This is a genomic window from Micromonospora sp. D75 (assembly GCF_018070405.1).
Taxonomy (GTDB): domain Bacteria; phylum Actinomycetota; class Actinomycetes; order Mycobacteriales; family Micromonosporaceae; genus Micromonospora; species Micromonospora chalcea.
On the sequence record NZ_JAGPXV010000002.1, the window covers coordinates 15861 to 31810 of the forward strand.

At 73.0% G+C, this 15950-nt stretch carries 19 protein-coding genes and 1 pseudogene; 13 read left to right on the forward strand and 7 right to left on the reverse strand.

Annotation, left to right across the window (positions count from 1 at the left end; all coding sequences use genetic code 11):
* Window positions 1-273 precede the first annotated feature (273 nt).
* The 8 genes from KBX39_RS00355 to KBX39_RS00390 all read left to right on the forward strand — a co-directional run bounded on the left by KBX39_RS00355 (window position 274) and on the right by KBX39_RS00390 (window position 8548).
* Complete coding sequence (locus KBX39_RS00355) at window positions 274-1611, forward strand: cytochrome P450 (protein WP_176722849.1); 1338 nt, start codon at window positions 274-276, stop codon at window positions 1609-1611.
* Window positions 1608-2483: a terpene synthase family protein gene (locus KBX39_RS00360; protein WP_210868648.1), complete on the forward strand. Its 876-nt coding sequence runs from the start codon at window positions 1608-1610 to the stop codon at window positions 2481-2483. Before KBX39_RS00355 ends, KBX39_RS00360 begins: the two co-directional genes overlap by 4 nt.
* Window positions 2480-4027 carry a prenyltransferase/squalene oxidase repeat-containing protein gene (locus tag KBX39_RS00365; RefSeq protein WP_113972472.1) on the forward strand — a complete coding sequence of 516 codons (1548 nt, stop codon included), beginning with the start codon at window positions 2480-2482 and terminating at the stop codon, window positions 4025-4027. The genes KBX39_RS00360 and KBX39_RS00365 overlap by 4 nt, the downstream gene beginning before the upstream one ends.
* 80 nt (window positions 4028-4107) lie before the next feature.
* Window positions 4108-6588, forward strand: coding sequence for a nitrate- and nitrite sensing domain-containing protein (locus tag KBX39_RS00370; RefSeq protein ID WP_064445323.1), 2481 nt, complete (start codon window positions 4108-4110; stop codon window positions 6586-6588).
* Window positions 6589-6653: 65 nt separating this feature from the next.
* Window positions 6654-7079, forward strand: coding sequence for a roadblock/LC7 domain-containing protein (locus KBX39_RS00375; protein ID WP_030503283.1), 426 nt, complete (start codon window positions 6654-6656; stop codon window positions 7077-7079).
* Complete coding sequence (locus KBX39_RS00380; RefSeq protein WP_030503284.1) at window positions 7076-7465, forward strand: DUF742 domain-containing protein; 390 nt, start codon at window positions 7076-7078, stop codon at window positions 7463-7465. Before KBX39_RS00375 ends, KBX39_RS00380 begins: the two co-directional genes overlap by 4 nt.
* Window positions 7446-8054 carry an ATP/GTP-binding protein gene (locus KBX39_RS00385; RefSeq protein WP_043329666.1) on the forward strand — a complete coding sequence of 203 codons (609 nt, stop codon included), beginning with the start codon at window positions 7446-7448 and terminating at the stop codon, window positions 8052-8054. Before KBX39_RS00380 ends, KBX39_RS00385 begins: the two co-directional genes overlap by 20 nt.
* 11 nt (window positions 8055-8065) lie before the next feature.
* Window positions 8066-8548: a GNAT family N-acetyltransferase gene (locus tag KBX39_RS00390; protein WP_064445324.1), complete on the forward strand. Its 483-nt coding sequence runs from the start codon at window positions 8066-8068 to the stop codon at window positions 8546-8548.
* A gap of 9 nt (window positions 8549-8557) precedes the next feature.
* On the opposite strand, the gene KBX39_RS00395 is transcribed toward KBX39_RS00390, so the two are convergent.
* A complete protein-coding gene (locus KBX39_RS00395) occupies window positions 8558-9406 on the reverse strand; it encodes a LysR family transcriptional regulator (protein ID WP_210868650.1) in 849 nt (282 codons plus the stop codon).
* 95 nt (window positions 9407-9501) lie between these two features.
* On the opposite strand from KBX39_RS00395, the gene KBX39_RS00400 reads away from it, so the two are divergent.
* Entirely contained in the window at window positions 9502-10233 is a 732-nt protein-coding gene (locus tag KBX39_RS00400; protein WP_064445325.1) for an SDR family oxidoreductase, read from the forward strand.
* A gap of 146 nt (window positions 10234-10379) precedes the next feature.
* Here the strand turns inward: KBX39_RS00400 and KBX39_RS00405 are convergent, their stop codons facing one another.
* Together KBX39_RS00405 and KBX39_RS00410 are read right to left on the reverse strand one after the other, a co-directional pair.
* A complete protein-coding gene (locus tag KBX39_RS00405) occupies window positions 10380-11156 on the reverse strand; it encodes a hypothetical protein (RefSeq protein WP_210868652.1) in 777 nt (258 codons plus the stop codon).
* A 79-nt stretch (window positions 11157-11235) separates the two neighbouring features.
* The gene (locus KBX39_RS00410) at window positions 11236-11706 is read right to left on the reverse strand and encodes a YfbM family protein (protein ID WP_205797677.1); all 471 of its coding nucleotides are present in this window, start codon (window positions 11704-11706) and stop codon (window positions 11236-11238) included.
* A gap of 84 nt (window positions 11707-11790) precedes the next feature.
* Here KBX39_RS00410 and KBX39_RS00415 point away from each other — a divergent pair, with 84 nt between their 5' ends.
* Window positions 11791-12195 (forward strand): SRPBCC family protein, encoded by a 405-nt coding sequence (locus KBX39_RS00415; RefSeq protein WP_113972468.1) that lies wholly within the window; start codon window positions 11791-11793, stop codon window positions 12193-12195.
* Between the two features lie 56 nt (window positions 12196-12251).
* Entirely contained in the window at window positions 12252-12482 is a 231-nt protein-coding gene (locus KBX39_RS00420) for a hypothetical protein (RefSeq protein ID WP_043329678.1), read from the forward strand.
* A gap of 109 nt (window positions 12483-12591) precedes the next feature.
* On the opposite strand, the gene KBX39_RS00425 is transcribed toward KBX39_RS00420, so the two are convergent.
* Both KBX39_RS00425 and KBX39_RS00430 read right to left on the reverse strand, forming a co-directional pair.
* The gene (locus tag KBX39_RS00425; protein WP_064445329.1) at window positions 12592-12798 is read right to left on the reverse strand and encodes a hypothetical protein; all 207 of its coding nucleotides are present in this window, start codon (window positions 12796-12798) and stop codon (window positions 12592-12594) included.
* A 58-nt stretch (window positions 12799-12856) separates the two neighbouring features.
* A complete protein-coding gene (locus KBX39_RS00430) occupies window positions 12857-13825 on the reverse strand; it encodes a serine protease (RefSeq protein ID WP_210868654.1) in 969 nt (322 codons plus the stop codon).
* Window positions 13826-14062: 237 nt separating this feature from the next.
* On the opposite strand from KBX39_RS00430, the pseudogene KBX39_RS34200 reads away from it, so the two are divergent.
* Window positions 14063-14576: pseudogene (locus tag KBX39_RS34200) on the forward strand (GNAT family N-acetyltransferase).
* A 5-nt stretch (window positions 14577-14581) separates the two neighbouring features.
* Here the strand turns inward: KBX39_RS34200 and KBX39_RS00440 are convergent.
* Both KBX39_RS00440 and KBX39_RS00445 read right to left on the reverse strand, forming a co-directional pair.
* Complete coding sequence (locus tag KBX39_RS00440) at window positions 14582-14767, reverse strand: DUF397 domain-containing protein (RefSeq protein WP_064445331.1); 186 nt, start codon at window positions 14765-14767, stop codon at window positions 14582-14584.
* The gene (locus KBX39_RS00445; RefSeq protein WP_064445332.1) at window positions 14758-15525 is read right to left on the reverse strand and encodes a DUF5753 domain-containing protein; all 768 of its coding nucleotides are present in this window, start codon (window positions 15523-15525) and stop codon (window positions 14758-14760) included. Before KBX39_RS00445 ends, KBX39_RS00440 begins: the two co-directional genes overlap by 10 nt.
* A gap of 88 nt (window positions 15526-15613) precedes the next feature.
* Between KBX39_RS00445 and KBX39_RS00450 the strand changes: the two genes are divergently transcribed.
* Complete coding sequence (locus KBX39_RS00450) at window positions 15614-15928, forward strand: hypothetical protein (protein WP_210868656.1); 315 nt, start codon at window positions 15614-15616, stop codon at window positions 15926-15928.
* The last annotated feature ends 22 nt before the right edge of the window (window positions 15929-15950 follow it).

The following is a 15950-nucleotide window of genomic DNA, read 5'->3' on the forward strand; positions in this document are numbered from 1 at the left end:
TTCTGCCGGCGTCCGCGATAGGTGAGCGCTGCTCGCGCTCCGCAACCACCACTGTGTACGGGAGTGACGCACATCCCACGGGCTCCATTCTCGACAAAGAGATTGTTGTTACGTGAAATATCCTCCGACCTGCCTTTTGATCTGCGGCTCAGGATGGCATGCTCGCGAGCAACGTCACGGGTCGATACGAAGCCGCGACCCTGAGTCAACCGAGGGAGCGTTCAGGTGCCCGAACCAACGGACACACCGGGACCCACCGGCCGACCCCGAACCGTGCCGCTGCGGCAGATCCTGCCGGCGGTGCTCCGCGACCCCGCCCGGGCGCTCATCGACATCGGCAACCGTACCGAAGGTGAACTGGTCCGGCTGAACCTCGGCTCGTTCCGCCCCTACCTCGTCACCCACCCCAAGCACGTGCAGCACGTCCTGCGCGACCGGGCGGACAACTACGAACGAGCAGGCGACGGGCTGTTCTGGCGTCCGGTCAAGCGGCTGTTCGGCGAGGGCATCCTCGGCGAGGGGCAGATCTGGTCGGCCAGCCGGCGCATGCTCCAGCCGATGTTCACCGCCAAACGGGTCGAGGCGCTGGTCGACGGCATGGCCGACGCGATCCGCGACGCGGTCGACGAGCTGGACGAGCCGGCCCGCGCCGGCCGTCCGGTCGACATCGGCGTGGAGCAGGCGCGCATCGTCAGCCGGGCGATCATGAAGGTGCTCTTCGCCGACCGCATCTCGGTGCCGGACGCGATGCGCGTGATCGAGGCGCAGGACCGGATCGCCACCGCCGTCATCCCCCGCATCATCGTGCCGTTCGCGCCGCTGTCGCTGCCGATGCCGGGCGACCGCACGTTCGCCCGTGCCGTACGCATCGTGGACGACGTGCTGGTGCCGATCGTCCGCGAGACCCGCGAGTCCGCCGACCAGGGCGACGACGTCATCTCGACGCTCTGGCAGGCCCGCACCGACGACGGGCGGCAGCTCGACGAGCGGCAGGTCCGCAACGACACAGTGGCCATGTTCGCCGCCACCACCGAGACCACGATCAACGTGCTGACCTGGGCCTGGCCGCACCTGGACCAGCACCCAGAGGTGGCCGAGCGGCTCTACGCCGAGATCGACGAGGTGGTCGGGGGCGAGCCGGTACGCCGCGAGCACCTGAGCCGGCTCACGTACACCCGGATGGTGCTGGACGAGCTGCTGCGGCTCTACCCGATCGGGTGGATCATCCCGCGCCGCGCGGTCGCCGGGGACGTCATCGACGGCGTGCCGATCGAGCCCGGCGCGACGATGGCGGTCAGCCCGCTGATCACCCAGCGGATGCGGCAGTTCTGGGACCGCCCGGACGAGTTCGACCCGGAACGGTTCCGGCCCGAGCGGGTCCGGGCCCGGCACCGGTACGCCCACTTCCCGTTCGGCGGTGGGCCGCACCAGTGCCTCGGCATGTACCTGTTCTACCTGGAGGCGCAGCTCATCCTCGCCACCATGCTCAGCCGCTACCGGTTCCGGCTGCATCGCCCCGGCGTACCCGGGTTGCGGCTGGCCGCGGCGCTGCGGCCGCGCGAGCGGGTGGAGCTGACACTCGTCGCGGCCGGGCGGGCGGAGCGGGCATGACCGACGGGCCGACACCGGATTTACTCGCCGTCGCCGCGGAGCAGGGCCGGGTCTGCGCGCTCGCCGCGCAGGGCCAGCGCGGCCTGCGCAGGGCCGCCGCCGCGCACCCCGAGCTGTTCCCCGCGGACCCGTTCGACGCGACGCTGTTCAGCAGCATCGCCCAGGCGATGGCGTTCAGCGCCCCCTGGCACAGCGCCGCCGAGCTGGCCGTGACCAACCGCGCCGTGCTCTGGGGCTTCGCCGTGGACTGGCTGGTCGACCACCAGGCCACCAGCCGGGCCGAGGTCGACCGGATCACCGGCGTCTGCCTGGACGTGCTCGACGGCGCCGGCACCGACGACCCACTGGGCCGGTTCCTGGCCGAGCTGCGCGACGACGTGGCCGCCGCGCCCGGCTACCCGGTGCTGCGCGGCCACTGGCGTGCGGCGATGGAACGCACGCTCGACGCGATGGCCCGCGAGTGGGACTGGCGGCGCACCGGCCGCCCCACGCTCGCCGACTACCTCGCAAACGCCGACAACCTCGCCGCCACAGTGGTCAACGTGGCGCACTGGATCCACACCGGATCGGTGTCCACCGCCGAGGCGATGGACCACGCGGTCGCCGTCAGCGACGAGGTGCAGCGGGCCCTGCGGCTGGTGAACGACCTCGGCACCCACCGCCGCGACGCCGAGTCCGGCGACCTCAACGCGCTGCTGCTGGTGGACGACCCGGCCGAGGTCGAGCGGCGGTTCGCCGAGCAGGTCGACCACTGCCGCGTCCGGCTGGCGAAGCTGGCCGGTGAGGCGCCCCGGGAAGCCGACTTCCTGTCCCGGCAGCTCGGCTTCACCACCGGCTTCTACCGCAACACCGACTTCTGGGGCGTGCGGTGACGCTCACCGCCGGATCGGTGCCCGCCACCCGGTCCGGGACCGCGCACGACCTGGTCGCCGCGCTCACCGGCGAGCCGGCCGGGCAGACGTCGCCGTCGGTCTACGAGACCGCCCGGCTGGTCGCGCTCGCGCCCTGGCTGGACGGCCACGACCGGCGCCTGGCCTGGCTGCTGGCCCGGCAGCGGCCGGACGGCGGCTGGGGCGGTCCCGGCGGGTACGCGCTGGTGCCGACGCTGAGCGCGGTCGAGGCGCTGCTGACCGTGCTGCGTCGCGACGGCCCGGCCGCCGTGCCGGCCGCCGCGGCCCACCGGGGCCTGACGTTCCTGTCCGGCGCGCTGCGCGGCGACGCGCCGCCCGACCTGCCGGCCACCGACCTGATCGTGCCCGCGCTGCTCACCGCCGTGGACCGGCACCTCACCGGACCGGCCGGGCCGCCACCCGGGCTGGCCGAGTGGGCCGGCCGGCCCCGCCTGCCGCTGCCGGCCGGTCTCGACCCGGCCCGCCTGACCCGGGTACGCGCGCTGCTGGCCGCCGGGCGGCCCGTGCCGGAGAAGCTGGCGCACGCGCTGGAGGTCGCCGGTGAGCTGGCGTACCGGGCGGCCGGCGTGCGTCCCTCGGCCAGCGGCGCGGTGGGCGCCTCCCCGGCCGCCACTGCCGCCTGGCTGGGCCGTCCGGAGCCCGGAGCGGCGCTGGACTATCTGCGCGCGGTGGCCCGGCCCGGCCCGGTGCCCTGCGCCAGCCCGATCACCGTCTTCGAGCGCGCCTGGGTGCTCGGCATCCTGGTCCGGGCCGGTGTGCCGGTCGGCGCGCCCGAGCCGGTGCTCACCGAGCTGCGCGCCGCCGTCGGCCCGTCCGGCGCGGCCACCGCGCCCGGCCTGCCCGCCGACGCGGACACCACAGCTGTCGCGCTCTACGCGCTGGCCCGGCTGGGCCGCGCCCCCGGCGTCGGGCCGCTGGCCGGGTTCGACACCGGGCGGCACTTCTGCACCTGGCCGGGGGAGGACGGCGCGTCGCTGACCACTAACGCGCACGTGCTCGACGCGCTCGGCGAGCAGCCGAGCGGACCCGGCGTCACCGGCGCCCGCCGCCGGGTCACCGAGTGGCTGGTGGAGCGGCAGCAGCCGGACGGGCGCTGGGAGGACCGCTGGCACGCCTCGGCCTGCTACGCCACGTACGCGGTGCTGCTGGCGCTGGCCGACCACGCGCCCGACGGCACGGCGCGTGCCGCCGTCGAGCGGGGCGTCGCCTGGCTGCTGGACACGCAGCGCCCGGACGGCTCCTGGGGACTGTGGCATGGCACCGCCGAGGAGACCGCGTACGCGGTGCTCGCCCTGGCCGGCGCGGGCCGTTCCGGGGACGCGCGGATCGCCGCGGCGCTCGCCCGCGGACGCCGTCGACTGTCCGAGCTGGACGGATGCGACGACGAACCGGCACTATGGCACGACAAGGATCTCTACCGCCCGACGCAGATCGTGCGCGCGGCGGTGCTGGCGGCCTCCGGCCGCGCCGTCGAGGCCGGACCCACCATGATCAGGATCGCTTGAATGGAGTTCACGACGGCTGCTAGCGTGCGCCGGAGTCGATCGGATTTCGGACCGACCGTAGACCGGGCCAGGACGGTGTGATGGGTTCCCGCAGTACGAATCTCCGTACGAAGATCATCGCGCTGCTGGCGTCGCTGACCGCGCTCTGGGCGTTCGCCGCGTGGGTGACCGTGCGGGACGGGTTCAACCTGCTCGGCGTGCAGACGCTCAACGCGCGCGTCTTCGAGCCGAGCGACCCGCTGCTGCAGGAGCTGCAGGCCGAGCGGCGGCTGTCGCTGCGCTATCTGGGCGAGTCCGATCCGGGCCGGCTGCGGGAGCTGGACGCCCAGCGCGCCCGTACCGACGAGACCGCCACCGCGCTGTGGCGCTCGGTGCAGGACTGGCGTACCGAGATCCCGGCCAGCGAGGAGCTGATGCAGCGGCTCGGCGAGCTGAAGACCGAGCTGGACCAGATCGGCCAGGTACGCGCCGACGTCAGCCGCAAGACCATCGACCGCACCGCCACGCTCACCGCGTACGACGAGGCGGTCGACGCGATCTTCGCCGTCTTCGACGCGCTCGGCGGCCTCGACGACGACGAGATCGCCAAGGACACCGCCGCGCTCATCGACCTCAACCGGTCCCGGGAGCTGCTGTCCCAACAGGACGCGCTGATCACCGGCGCGATCGCGGCCAACCGGATCACCGTGGCCGAGCAGACCGCGTTCGCCCGCCTGGTCGGCGCGCAGTGGTTCCTCGCCGACCGCACCGCCCGGGAGCTCGCCCCGACCGACCGCGCACGCTTCGAGCGGATGGTCGAGGGCGACGCGTTCCAGCAGTTGCAGACCCTTCAGGACCGGGTCCTCGCGGCCAAGGGCGCCGACGTGCGCCCGCCGGTGACCGCAGCGGCGTGGCAGGCCGCCGCCGAGCAGGCGATGGCCGACCTGCGCGGGGTGATCCTGGCCGGCGGCGAGGACATCGTGTCCCGGGCCATGCCGGTAGCGATCGGCGTCATCGTGCGGCTGGTGCTCGCCGCCGGTCTCGGCCTGCTCGCCGTCATCGCCTCCGTGGTCGTCTCGATCACCACGGCCCGGTCGCTGGTGCGGCAGCTCGAACGGCTGCGCGAGGCGGCCTTCAACCTGGCGCACGAGCGGCTGCCGAGCGTGGTGGAGCGGCTGGGCCGCGGCGATGAGGTGGACGTCGCCCGCGAGGCGCCGCCGTTGCAGTTCGGCGACGACGAGATCGGCCAGGTGGGCAAGGCGTTCAACGTTGTGCAGGAGACCGCCGTCCGCACCGCCGTCGAGCAGGCCGAGCTGCGCCGCAGCGTACGCGACGTCTTCCTCAGCCTGGCCCGGCGCACCCAGGCGCTCGTGCACCGGCAGCTCACGCTGCTGGACGCGATGGAACGCCGGGAACACGACGCCGAGGAGCTGGAGGACCTGTTCCGGGTCGACCATCTGGCCACCCGGATGCGGCGCAACGCGGAGAACCTGATCGTGCTCTCCGGCTCCACGCCCGGCCGGGCCTGGCGACGCAACGTGCCGATGGTCGACGTGGTCCGCGGCGCGGTAGCCGAGGTCGAGGACTACACCCGGGTCACGGTGCGCCCGCTCGGCGAGGTGTCGCTGACCGGCCGCGCCGTCGGTGACGTCATCCACCTGCTGGCCGAGCTGATCGAGAACGGGCTCTCCTTCTCGCCGCCGCAGACCACTGTCGAGGTTCGCGGTCAGCTCGTGGCGAACGGCTTCGCCATCGAGATCGAGGACCGGGGCCTCGGCATGAGCCCCGACGAGCTGGCCGCCGCCAACGCGCGCATCGTCGACCGGTCCGAGCTGAACCTGGCCGACGCCGCCCGGCTGGGCCTGTTCGTGGTCAGCCGGCTCACCGAGCGGCACGGCGTCAAGGTGCAGCTCAAGGAATCCGCGTACGGCGGGACCACCGCCGTGGTGCTGATCCCGCGTGAACTGATCACCGCTGACGGCGCCGACGCGGCCGAGGCCCTTCCCGCACCCGGGACGGCCCTGCCCGTGGCGCCCGCGCCGGACCCGGTGCGGAGCACTCCGGCCGGCGACGGGCCGGCGATCCCGTCCGGCCCGGACGGCGCCGCCGAACCGGACCAGCCGGCCGAGCCCGCCCCGCAGGTGCCGGAGCCGGTGACGCGGGCGCCCCGGCTGACCCCGTCCGGGCTGCCGGCGCGTACCCGCAAGCGGCAGCCCGCGGTGGCCGGGCCCACCACGGAGCTGGCGGTGGTGGAGCGGCGGCCCGCCGCCACGACCGACGCGGCGGAGGCGTCGCCGGCGACGGAGCCGGAGACCGAGGCGGAGACGACGCCGGTCACCGACGCGGGACTGCCGGTCCGGGTACGCCAGGCCAGCCTCGCGCCGGAACTGCGGCACGACCAGACCGAGGCGGACGACGACGCCGCCGACGATGACACGGCGCGTGCACCGGAGCAGGTGCGCCGGATGATGAGCTCCTACCAGAGCGGCACCCGACGCGGCCGTACCGATGCCGCGCGCCTGCTCGGCGGGGCTCAGGGGGCCGGCGGTGCGCCGGCCGACGCGGACGAGCAGGTTACCTGACCGGGACGTCGACGCGACGGAAACCGGAAGCTGACGGCACACAGCCGGAAAGAAGAGGACGACGAGTGGCGCAGAAGACGGCTTCGAGCGCGGATCTGACGTGGCTGCTGGATGACCTGGTCGGCCGGGTCAAGCAGGCGGAGCACGCCGTGGCGCTCTCCACCGACGGACTGCTGATGGCCTCGTCCCGCGGATTGAGCCGGGACGACGGCGAGCACCTGGCCGCCATGGCGGCGGGCATCCAGAGCCTGGCCCGTGGCGCGGGCAAGCGGTTCGGCGGCGGGCAGGTGCAGCAGACCATCATCGAGATGCAGTCCTCCTTCCTGTTCGTCACAGCGGCCGGGCGTAACGCCTGCCTGGCGGTGCTGGCCTCGGAGGACGCGGACGTCGGCCTGATCGCGTACGAGATGGCCATGCTCGTCACCCGGGTCGGCCGGTTCGTCGCGTCACCGACCCGGGAACAGCCCCTCGGCGAGAACGCGGCACGATGACCGGCCGGGGGGAGTCCGCGGAGCAGGAGTGGGTGGACGACCACGCCGGCCCGGTGGTGCGCCCGTACGCGGTCACCGGCGGCCGGGCCCGCCCGGTGACCGGCACGTTCGACCTGATCTCGCTGGTCACCGCGACCCGCACGGATGTCGGGTCGGAGTCCGGGCTGGGCCCGGAGCACGTGGCGATAGTCGGCCTTTGCCAGCGGATTCTCTCCGTGGCCGAGATCGCCGCCCATCTCGACCTGCCGGTGGGCACGGTCCGGGTCCTCCTCGGAGACCTGGCCGCCCGCAGTCTGGTGCAGGTACGCGAGCCGCGCGCGACCACCGCCGGCCTTCCCGACGAGCACGTTTTCGAGGCGGTTATCAATGGACTACGGGCGCTCTGAGCGGCCGGCGGGCGCCGGGCCGCTGCCCACCGCGATCAAGATCCTGATCGCGGGCGGGTTCGGCGTCGGCAAGACCACCATGGTGGGCGCGGTCAGCGAGACCAAGCCGCTGCGCACCGAGGAGGTGCTGACCGAAACCGGGATCGGCATCGACGACCTGTCCGGCGTGGAGGAGAAGTCGACCACCACCGTGGCGATGGACTTCGGCCGGATCACCATCAGCGACGACCTGGTGCTCTACCTGTTCGGCACGCCCGGGCAGGACCGGTTCTGGTTCGTCTGGGACGAGCTGGCGCTCGGCGCGCTCGGGGCGGTGGTGCTCGCCGACACGCGCCGCCTGGCGGACTGCTTCCCGTCGATCGACTACTTCGAGGGGCGCGGCACGCCGTTCGTGGTGGCGGTGAACTGCTTCGAGGGGGCCAAGAAGTTCCGGCTCGACGAGGTGCAGGCGGCGCTCGACCTGGACCCGGGCGTACCTGTGGTGCTGTGCGACGCGCGCAAGCGTGAGTCGGCCAAGGAGGTGCTGATCACGCTGCTGGAACACGCCATGAAGCTGCGCGAGGCGCGCCGCCGCGCCGCCGGCGACTGAGGCTGCGTCGCATGACCGAGCTGAGTGTCCGGGCGATGTCACCGGAGGAGTTCGACAGCTGGCAGGACGAGCTGGCCGCCGGGTACGCGCGCGAGCACGTCACGGCCGGCAACTGGACGCCCGAGGAGGCGCTCGACCGGGCCCGGGAGGCCACCGCCGGCTTCCTGCCGCAGGGCATGGCCACGCCCGGCATGCTGTTCCTGGTCGGCGAGCTTGCCGACGGCTCACCGGTCGGCTGGCTGTGGATCGGCCTGACCCACCCGCGCGGTCTCGCCGACTGCGCGTTCCTCTACGACATCGAGGTGGCCGCCGGGCACCGGGGCCGGGGGCTCGGGCGGGCGCTGCTCGCGGCGGGGGAGCGGGCGGCCCGGGAGCACGGCGCCCAGGCGCTGGAGCTGAACGTCTTCGGCACCAACGAGACGGCGCGCAAGCTGTACGAGACGTCGGGATACCGGGTGGTCACCCAGCAGATGCGCAAGGACCTGCCCGCCTAGGCACGGGCGTCAGAGGCGGGTGGCGGTCCGGATCAGGCCGGCCAGCGCCCGGGACCGGCTGTGCGGTGGCCACGCGATGACTGTGGTCACCGCCGGCGCGTCCGGCACCGGCACGGTGGCCAGGTCGGCGAGCAGCAGCGACCGGGCCGACTCCGGCAGCACCACCACGGTCCGGCCGAGCGCGATGAGCTGGAACAACTGGGCGTGGTCCCGGACCTCGGGGCCGGGCCCGTCCGGATACGACCCGTCGGCCCGGGGCCAGCGCGGCAAGGGCAGGCCCGGCAGCGCCTCCACCTCGGCCATCAGCAGGTGCGGTCGCCTTGCCAACGGATGCCCGGCCGGCAGGATCGCCACCTGCGGCTCGGTGATCAGCTCTTCGGTGTCCAGCCCGGTCGTCGAGTCGTACGGCAGGTGCAGCAGCGCCACGTCGGCCCGCCCGTCGCGCAGCAGCCGTTCCTGCTCGCCGATGCCGCACAGCAGAACCTCGACCGGGACCGCGTCCGGCTCGGCGGCGTACGCGCCGAGCAGTTTCGGCAGCAGCTCGCTCGACGCCCCGGTCTTGGTCGCCAGCACCAGCCCGGGGCCACCGGTAGCGGCCTGCCCGGCGCGTCGGGTGCGGCGGTCGGCGGCGGCCACGGCGTCGAGTGCGGCCCGGCCCTCCCGCAGCAGCACCGACCCGGCCGCGGTGAGCGCGACGCTGCGGCTGTCCCGCTCCAGCAGAGTCACGCCGAGACGGCGTTCGAGCTGCCGGATCGCTCGCGACAGCGGCGGCTGGGCGATGCCCAGGCGGCGCGCGGCGCGGCCGAAGTGCAGCTCCTCGGCGACCGCCACGAAGTAGCGAAGCTCCCGCGTCTCCATCCCGCCACCGTACCGCCGCATCGATACCTTCCGGGTATCGCGCGCCACCGAAGCGGTGTTGGAGGCCCGCACGGCCCGCGGACAGGATCGAGGGCATGAGCGAACGGACGATCGCGCTGGTGACCGGCGCGAACAAGGGAATCGGGTACGAGATCGCGGCCGGCCTGGGCGCGCTCGGCTGGCGGGTGGGCGTCGGCGCCCGGGACGAGCGGCGGCTCGCCGAGGCGGTGGCGAAGCTGCGCGCGGGCGGCGTGGACGCGTTCGGCGTACCGCTGGACGTCACCGACGACGCGAGCGTGACCGCCGCCGCCCGGCTGCTGGAGACGGAGGCCGGCGGTCTGGACGTGCTCGTCAACAACGCGGGCGTGACAGGTGGCGTGCCGCAGCACCCGGGCGACGTCGACCTCGCGACCATCCGGACCGCCGTCGAGGTGAACGTGATCGGGGTGGTCCGGGTGACCGAGGCGATGCTGCCGCTGCTGCGCCGCTCGGCGTCGCCCCGGATCGTCAACATGTCCAGCGGTGTCGGCTCGCTGACCCGGCAGAGCGCCTCCACCGGAGAGGACCAGACCGGGCCGCTGTCGGTGGCTTACTCACCGTCGAAGAGCATGCTCAACGCGGTGACCATCCAGTACGCGCGGGCGCTGGCGGACACCGGCATCCTGATCAACGCCGCCTGCCCGGGCTTCACCGCCACCGACCTCAACAGCTTCCGCGGTGTGCGGACCCCGCAGCAGGGAGCGGCGATCGCGATCCGGCTCGCGACGCTGCCCGACGACGGGCCGACCGGCGGCTACTTCGAGGACGCGGGCACGATCCCGTGGTGACTCCGGTCAGCTTCTAGACGTGACTGAGCGTGACGCTCACGGCGGGGTATACCGCTCTCAGGTGACGTCATCTTCCCCGGACGACACGCCCGGACATGCGGTGGTCCATCAGAGCGCGGTGCGGACCGGCTGTCGAGGGTGGCCCGTCAGAACCACATGACCGGGTTGCCGGTCGCCACCGACGCCGCGCACAGCCGGCGCAGCGGCTCCACGATGTAGGCGAAGTCGCTGCCCGACCGGCTCCGGGACCGCACCGCGAGCCGCTCGGGCGGCGGCTCGCCGTGCTCGCCCACGGGTCGCATCGCCAGCACCGTCCGTGTCCCGCCGGCGGTGAGCTCCACCCGGTCGCCGGGCAGCGGCCGCTGGCCGAACCGGACGGCCCGGAACAGCGTCACCGGCGGGTCGGCGGTGTCGACGACGAAGAAGCCGTCCGGATCTACCCCGGCCCGGAAGTCCGGGCCGAGCATGAACACCCCGTGGTAGCTCTCGACGTACTGCATCAGCACCCGGCCGGTCGCCTCGTCGATCAGTTCGACCCCGTCGGTGATCCGATCGGTGCGCGCGAACGCGTCCAGCTCGGCGAGCGCCACCGCCGCCCGGTCGGCCGGCAGCGAGCCGCCGTTGAGGTTCGGCAGCGCGGTGGCGAGCGTCGGGAAGCGCTCCGGGCCGGCGGCGCGTAGCGCCTGCTGGAACAGGCGTACGCCGGCCCAGTTGGAAACGTGCTCGCTCGCCTGCTCCATGGCCTTGTGCGGGCACGCCTCCGCCAGCCAGGCGTCGAACGTGCGGTGCGCGGCCTCGTTGCCCTCCCACTGCCGCAACAGCGCGAGACAGCCGTCCTCGTCGATGCCGACCGGTTCGACCGGGCACGGCGTGGTGAGGCCGTCCTGCCAGCACCGGCAGTACACGAACGCGTCGAGTCCCACGCCGGCACGCTACCGGCGCCCGATCGTCGGCGCGTACCCGTTTCCGCCGGCCCGCTTCCGTAGGCACGCTTCCGGCGGGTCACGTGATGGCGAGCAGCATGCCGTCCCCCTGTTCGGCCGCGGCGCGGTAGAAGTCACGCAGCGCGGTGAAGTTCGGCAGCAGGTAGGCGTCGAACTCGTCGGCGCCGTCGTCCCAGATGTGCGGGTAGATCTCGGCCTCCGACAAGGCTGCCGGGTCGAAGCGGGCCCGCAGCGTCGCCTCGTCGATCGCGTCGAGCCCGCCGGCCACAGCGCGGACGGCGTCGGGCATCAGCAGCCGGGCCGGGCCCATCCCCAGGTCCGGCCCGATCGGGTCACCACCCAGGACGGCCGGCCCGGCGTCGCCCCGGATCTCGTACGTGTCGCCGGTCAGTAGGTAGTGCAGCCCGTGCCACGCCTTGTCGAGGTCGAGCTCGTCCGGGCCACCCTGGAACAGGGTGTCGACCTTCTCCGGGTCGGCGAGGACCGCCGCCAGCTCCTCGGCGGACAGCCGGCGTGCGTTGAAGATCATGCCCACGGGGTGCCTCTCAGGGGTGCCGGTCGGAATCGGCGGCAGCGTAGCGTGCGCTTGCGACAGGCATGGCACCATCGGCGCATGGCCACTGACACCCGCCACCTCGCCGTCCACATCGACCGTCCGGTCGCGGAGGTCTACGCCTTCGCCGCCGACCCGGCGAACCTGCCCCGCTGGGCGCCGGGCCTCGGCGGTTCGGTGAACCTCGTCGACGGCCAGTGGTTCGTGGACACACCCGAAGGGCGGGCGCGGCTCACGTTCGCCCCGGCCAACGAGTACGGCGTGCTCGACCACGAGGTGCGGACGCCGTCGGGCGAGACGGTGTACGTGCCGTTGCGCGCCATCGCCGACGGCAACGCCACCGAGGTGGTGTTCAGCCTGCGCCGGATGCCCGGCATGAGCGACACGGACTTCGACCGGGACACCGCGCTGGTCGAGGCGGATCTGGCCCGGCTCAAAGCCGTGCTGGAGAGCGCCGCCGGCTGAGAGGCGCGCGTGGTCAGTCGGCAGTCCGGCCCCGACAGTGGCAAGGAGGGTGCGTCATGCCCCTGCTGCGGATCCACCTCGACAGCGACCCGACCACCGCCCGCCGCGTCCTGCAGACGCATCGCGAGGGCGGCGTGCATCACGAGTCGCGGGAAGCGGCCCGGGAGCAGGTGTGGCGCCAGGGCCGCACCCCGGCCGGTGACCCGGTCTTCGTCGGCATCACCAACGGACGCCGCAACGTGCAACTGCTCTACGACGTCGAGGTCTACTCCGATACCGTCCCGTGAACGCACGCGGCACTCACGCCCCTGAAATGGGAATTGCGCGCCGGGCTCGGCCGGTGATCGTGAGCGGGACGAAATTCGACGCACCTGGGCGCCGAATGCAATTCTTGATTCAGTCGCCGATCGCGTCCCGCATTCGTTCCCTCGTCCAGTATTCGGACGGGTCGGTGGCACCCGGGCTCGGATTGTGGGTCGCGACCACCGGGCCGGGCGGCGCCGGCCGCCCCGCGCCGCCGTCGCGCGCCGCGACGACCACGACGGCCACAGCCACGGCGAGCGCCGCGACGGCGGCCGCGCCGAGCAGTACACGATGTGACATGTCGCCTCCTCCGGACCGGTCGACCGGTGCGCCGGCGGCACACCAGGCGGACCGTCGTTCACCAGGTGTCGTTCGCGTACGTGTTGTAGAGCGTCCCCACCACCGCGGCGGAGAAGTACGGCGAGCCGTTCGTGTTCGTGCCGCTCGAGTAGCTCATCACCCCGTGCACGTCACCGCGCCTGGTGGTGTTGTCATAGCTGTAGTACCACGGGCCGCCGCTCGAACCGCCCCCGAAGCCGCAGTTCATCTCGATCCGGTTGCTGCCCGCGTCCCTCGACGTGCCCGAGCAGACCCACTGGATCTCGCCGCTGTCCTTGTTGCTCGGGTAGCCGAAGACGTCGTAGTGGTACGCGCGCCCACCGCCGGTGAGCAGGCCGTTCGCGCCGACCGCGTCCACGATCGACCGGCTGCCGTAGACGAGCGCGACCGCCACGTCGTACTGCCGCTCGCGGGTGCTGATCCAGCCGCTGGGCACCGCGAGCGTGGACCAGTCCCAGGTGCCGTACGGCTGCGCGCCGTTGCGGTAGGACGGCACGAACATCCAGTTCGCGGTGTGCCAGTCCCGGCCCGGCCCGTCGTGCACGCAGTGCGCGGCGGTGAAGACCATGTTGCGCGCCGGGCTGTTCACCACGCTCGCCGAGCAGTAATGGCCCAGGCCGTCGGTCGAGTTGGTGTAGAAGATCTTCCCCACCGTGATCGACTCGTTGAGCTGGGCGCCGAAGCCGCTGCCGTCCTTCGGCGCCACCGCCTCCGCGAAGCGCCGTACCCGCTCCGCCGTGGGGCTCTGGGTGACCGGGCCGGCGGCCTTCTCCACCTCGTCGGCGGGAGTGGCCGCCGCCATCCGCTCGGCCGTCCAGTATGCCCTGGCCTGCCCGGCCGACGACCCCACCTTGCGCTCGATCGAGGTCACCGCGGCCGGAGCAGCGGTGCCGGAGGTGGTGTCGGTGGCGGCCTGAGCCGGAGTGCCGGCGAGGATCGTCGGCAGGATCAGGGCCGGCAGGGCCAGAAGTCTGATCGTCGTCTTCATGAAATCCTTCCCAGTTTTCGATTCCCGGATCGAAACTGGAGCGCCCCGTTGTTCATCGCGATGTCGGCAACGTATCGACGGGATTCGGAGCGTGTCAATGAATCATGGACGTCGATTGTTTGCGGTGTCGGATGTGCGATCGGGGAGGGCGGGGACATCATCGAATTGCAATTCCGGGTCCGTGAGCGGCGCTCGACCTCGGTAGCCTCGAAGCCGTGACGAACCGACCGGGCCACGATGACTGCTGATCCGCCGCCTGCCGCCGAACGACTGATCTTTGCCGAGATGACCGTCGACGACCTCGACGACATGGCCGCCATGCTCGGCGACCCGCTCGTGATGCGCTACTACCCGCGGCCGAAGACCCGGGCGGAGGCACTGGACTGGATCCGCTGGAACGAGGGCCTCTACCGCAGCCACGGCTTCGGACTGTGGGTGCTCAGGTCACGGGCGACAGGCGAGTTCGTCGGCGACTGCGGTCTCACTCCGCAGCCGGTGGACGGGGTGATGGAGGTCGAAGTCGGTTACCACCTGCGGACCGGAACGCAGGGTTACGGGTACGCCACGGAGGCGGCGGCTGCGTGTCGCGACCACGCGCGCGACCGGCGGCGTCGACCGCCTCGTCGCGATCATCCACCCGGACAACACGCCCTCGCAGCGGGTCGCGGAGCGGATCGGGCTGAGCTTCGAGCGTGCGACGACGTCCGGATCGGGGGATCCGGTGCACGTGTACGCCGCGCGGCTGGCCTGACCGGCTCAGCGGCGGGTCGACGTCAGGAACCGGGTCCACGCGGCCGGGGTGAAGGTGAGCACCGGCCCGGCCGGGTCCTTCGAGTCGCGGACGCCGACCACACCGGGCAGGTTGCCGGCGACCTCGACGCAGTCGCCGCCGTTGCCGCCGCTGCGGGTGCTCTTGCGCCACCGGGCGCCGCTCAGGTCCATGCCTTCGCCACTTCCCTCAGCAGTTCCAGGGTCCGCGCGCGGGGCAGCGCCTCGCCCCGGATGCGTTCCCACCGACGCTCCAGGGTAGCAATCTCCGAGGGCTGCTCGATGATCTGCGCGCGGGCCTGGCTGTCCACATGCGCCACCCGGCTGCCGTCGCGCAGCTCCGCGATGACGAACGGCCCGTCCAGCCCGGGATAGGTCGGCGTGTCGGCCGGCACCACGTGGAGCTGCACGTTCGGCAGCTCGGCGCAGGCCAGCAGGTGGGCCACCTGCGCGGTCATCAGCGCCCGGTCACCGGCGGCGGCGCGGCGCAGCACCTGCTCGTCGAGCACCACGACGTACAGCGGCCCGCGCGGCCGGGTGAGGATGCCCTGCCGGTCCAGCCGGGCGGTGACCAGGTCGGTGATCTCGTCGGCGGTCAGCGGCTGGCCGATGAACGTGGCCCGGGCGTACGCCTCGGTCTGCAGCAGCCCCGGCACCCACGCCAGTTGGAAGGCTCGCAGCGCGACCGCCTCGCGTTCGATGTCCACCCATGGGCGGAACCAGACGGGCTCGCGGCGGCGGACCGCGTCCGGCCAGAGCGCCTCGATCGGCTGGCCCAGCAGGTTCGCCACAGTCGCGCGGTGCCGGCTCTGCGGGATGTGCCCGGGGTTCGCCCACCGGGCCACCGTCTTCGGGTGCAGGCCGAGCCGCTCCGCCAGGCTCTCGGCGGTGTGGCCGGCGCCGGCCAGCGCGGTGACGAAGGCATGGTTCATGCCCGTTCCTCCCCGGAGCAAAAGAACCGTCCGGAGGAGATTACACAACGCTGTGTGATTGTTCGGGCACCCTCGGCACGGTGAAGGCATGACCGAACCGACACCCACATCGGCGTACCCCCGGGTGGTGCTGCCGCTCACCGGCCACCGCGCGTGCGGTCCGGCCTGGCGCTGCGACCGCTGCGGCGAGCCCTGGCCGTGCCCGACCCTGCAGGCCGCGCCCACCGACGCGGCCCGCCGCGCCACGATGATCCCCGAATTCTCCCGGCTCACCCGGCAGGCGATCCGCGACCTGCGCGGCCACCCCGACGGCCCGGACCCGATCGCGATCGTGCGGCGCTTCCTGTGGTTCCTGCCGCTCACCGACGCCGAGGCACGCGCCGTCGCGCTCCGCCTGCGCTGAGATGTAAGGAAGGGCCCCTTCT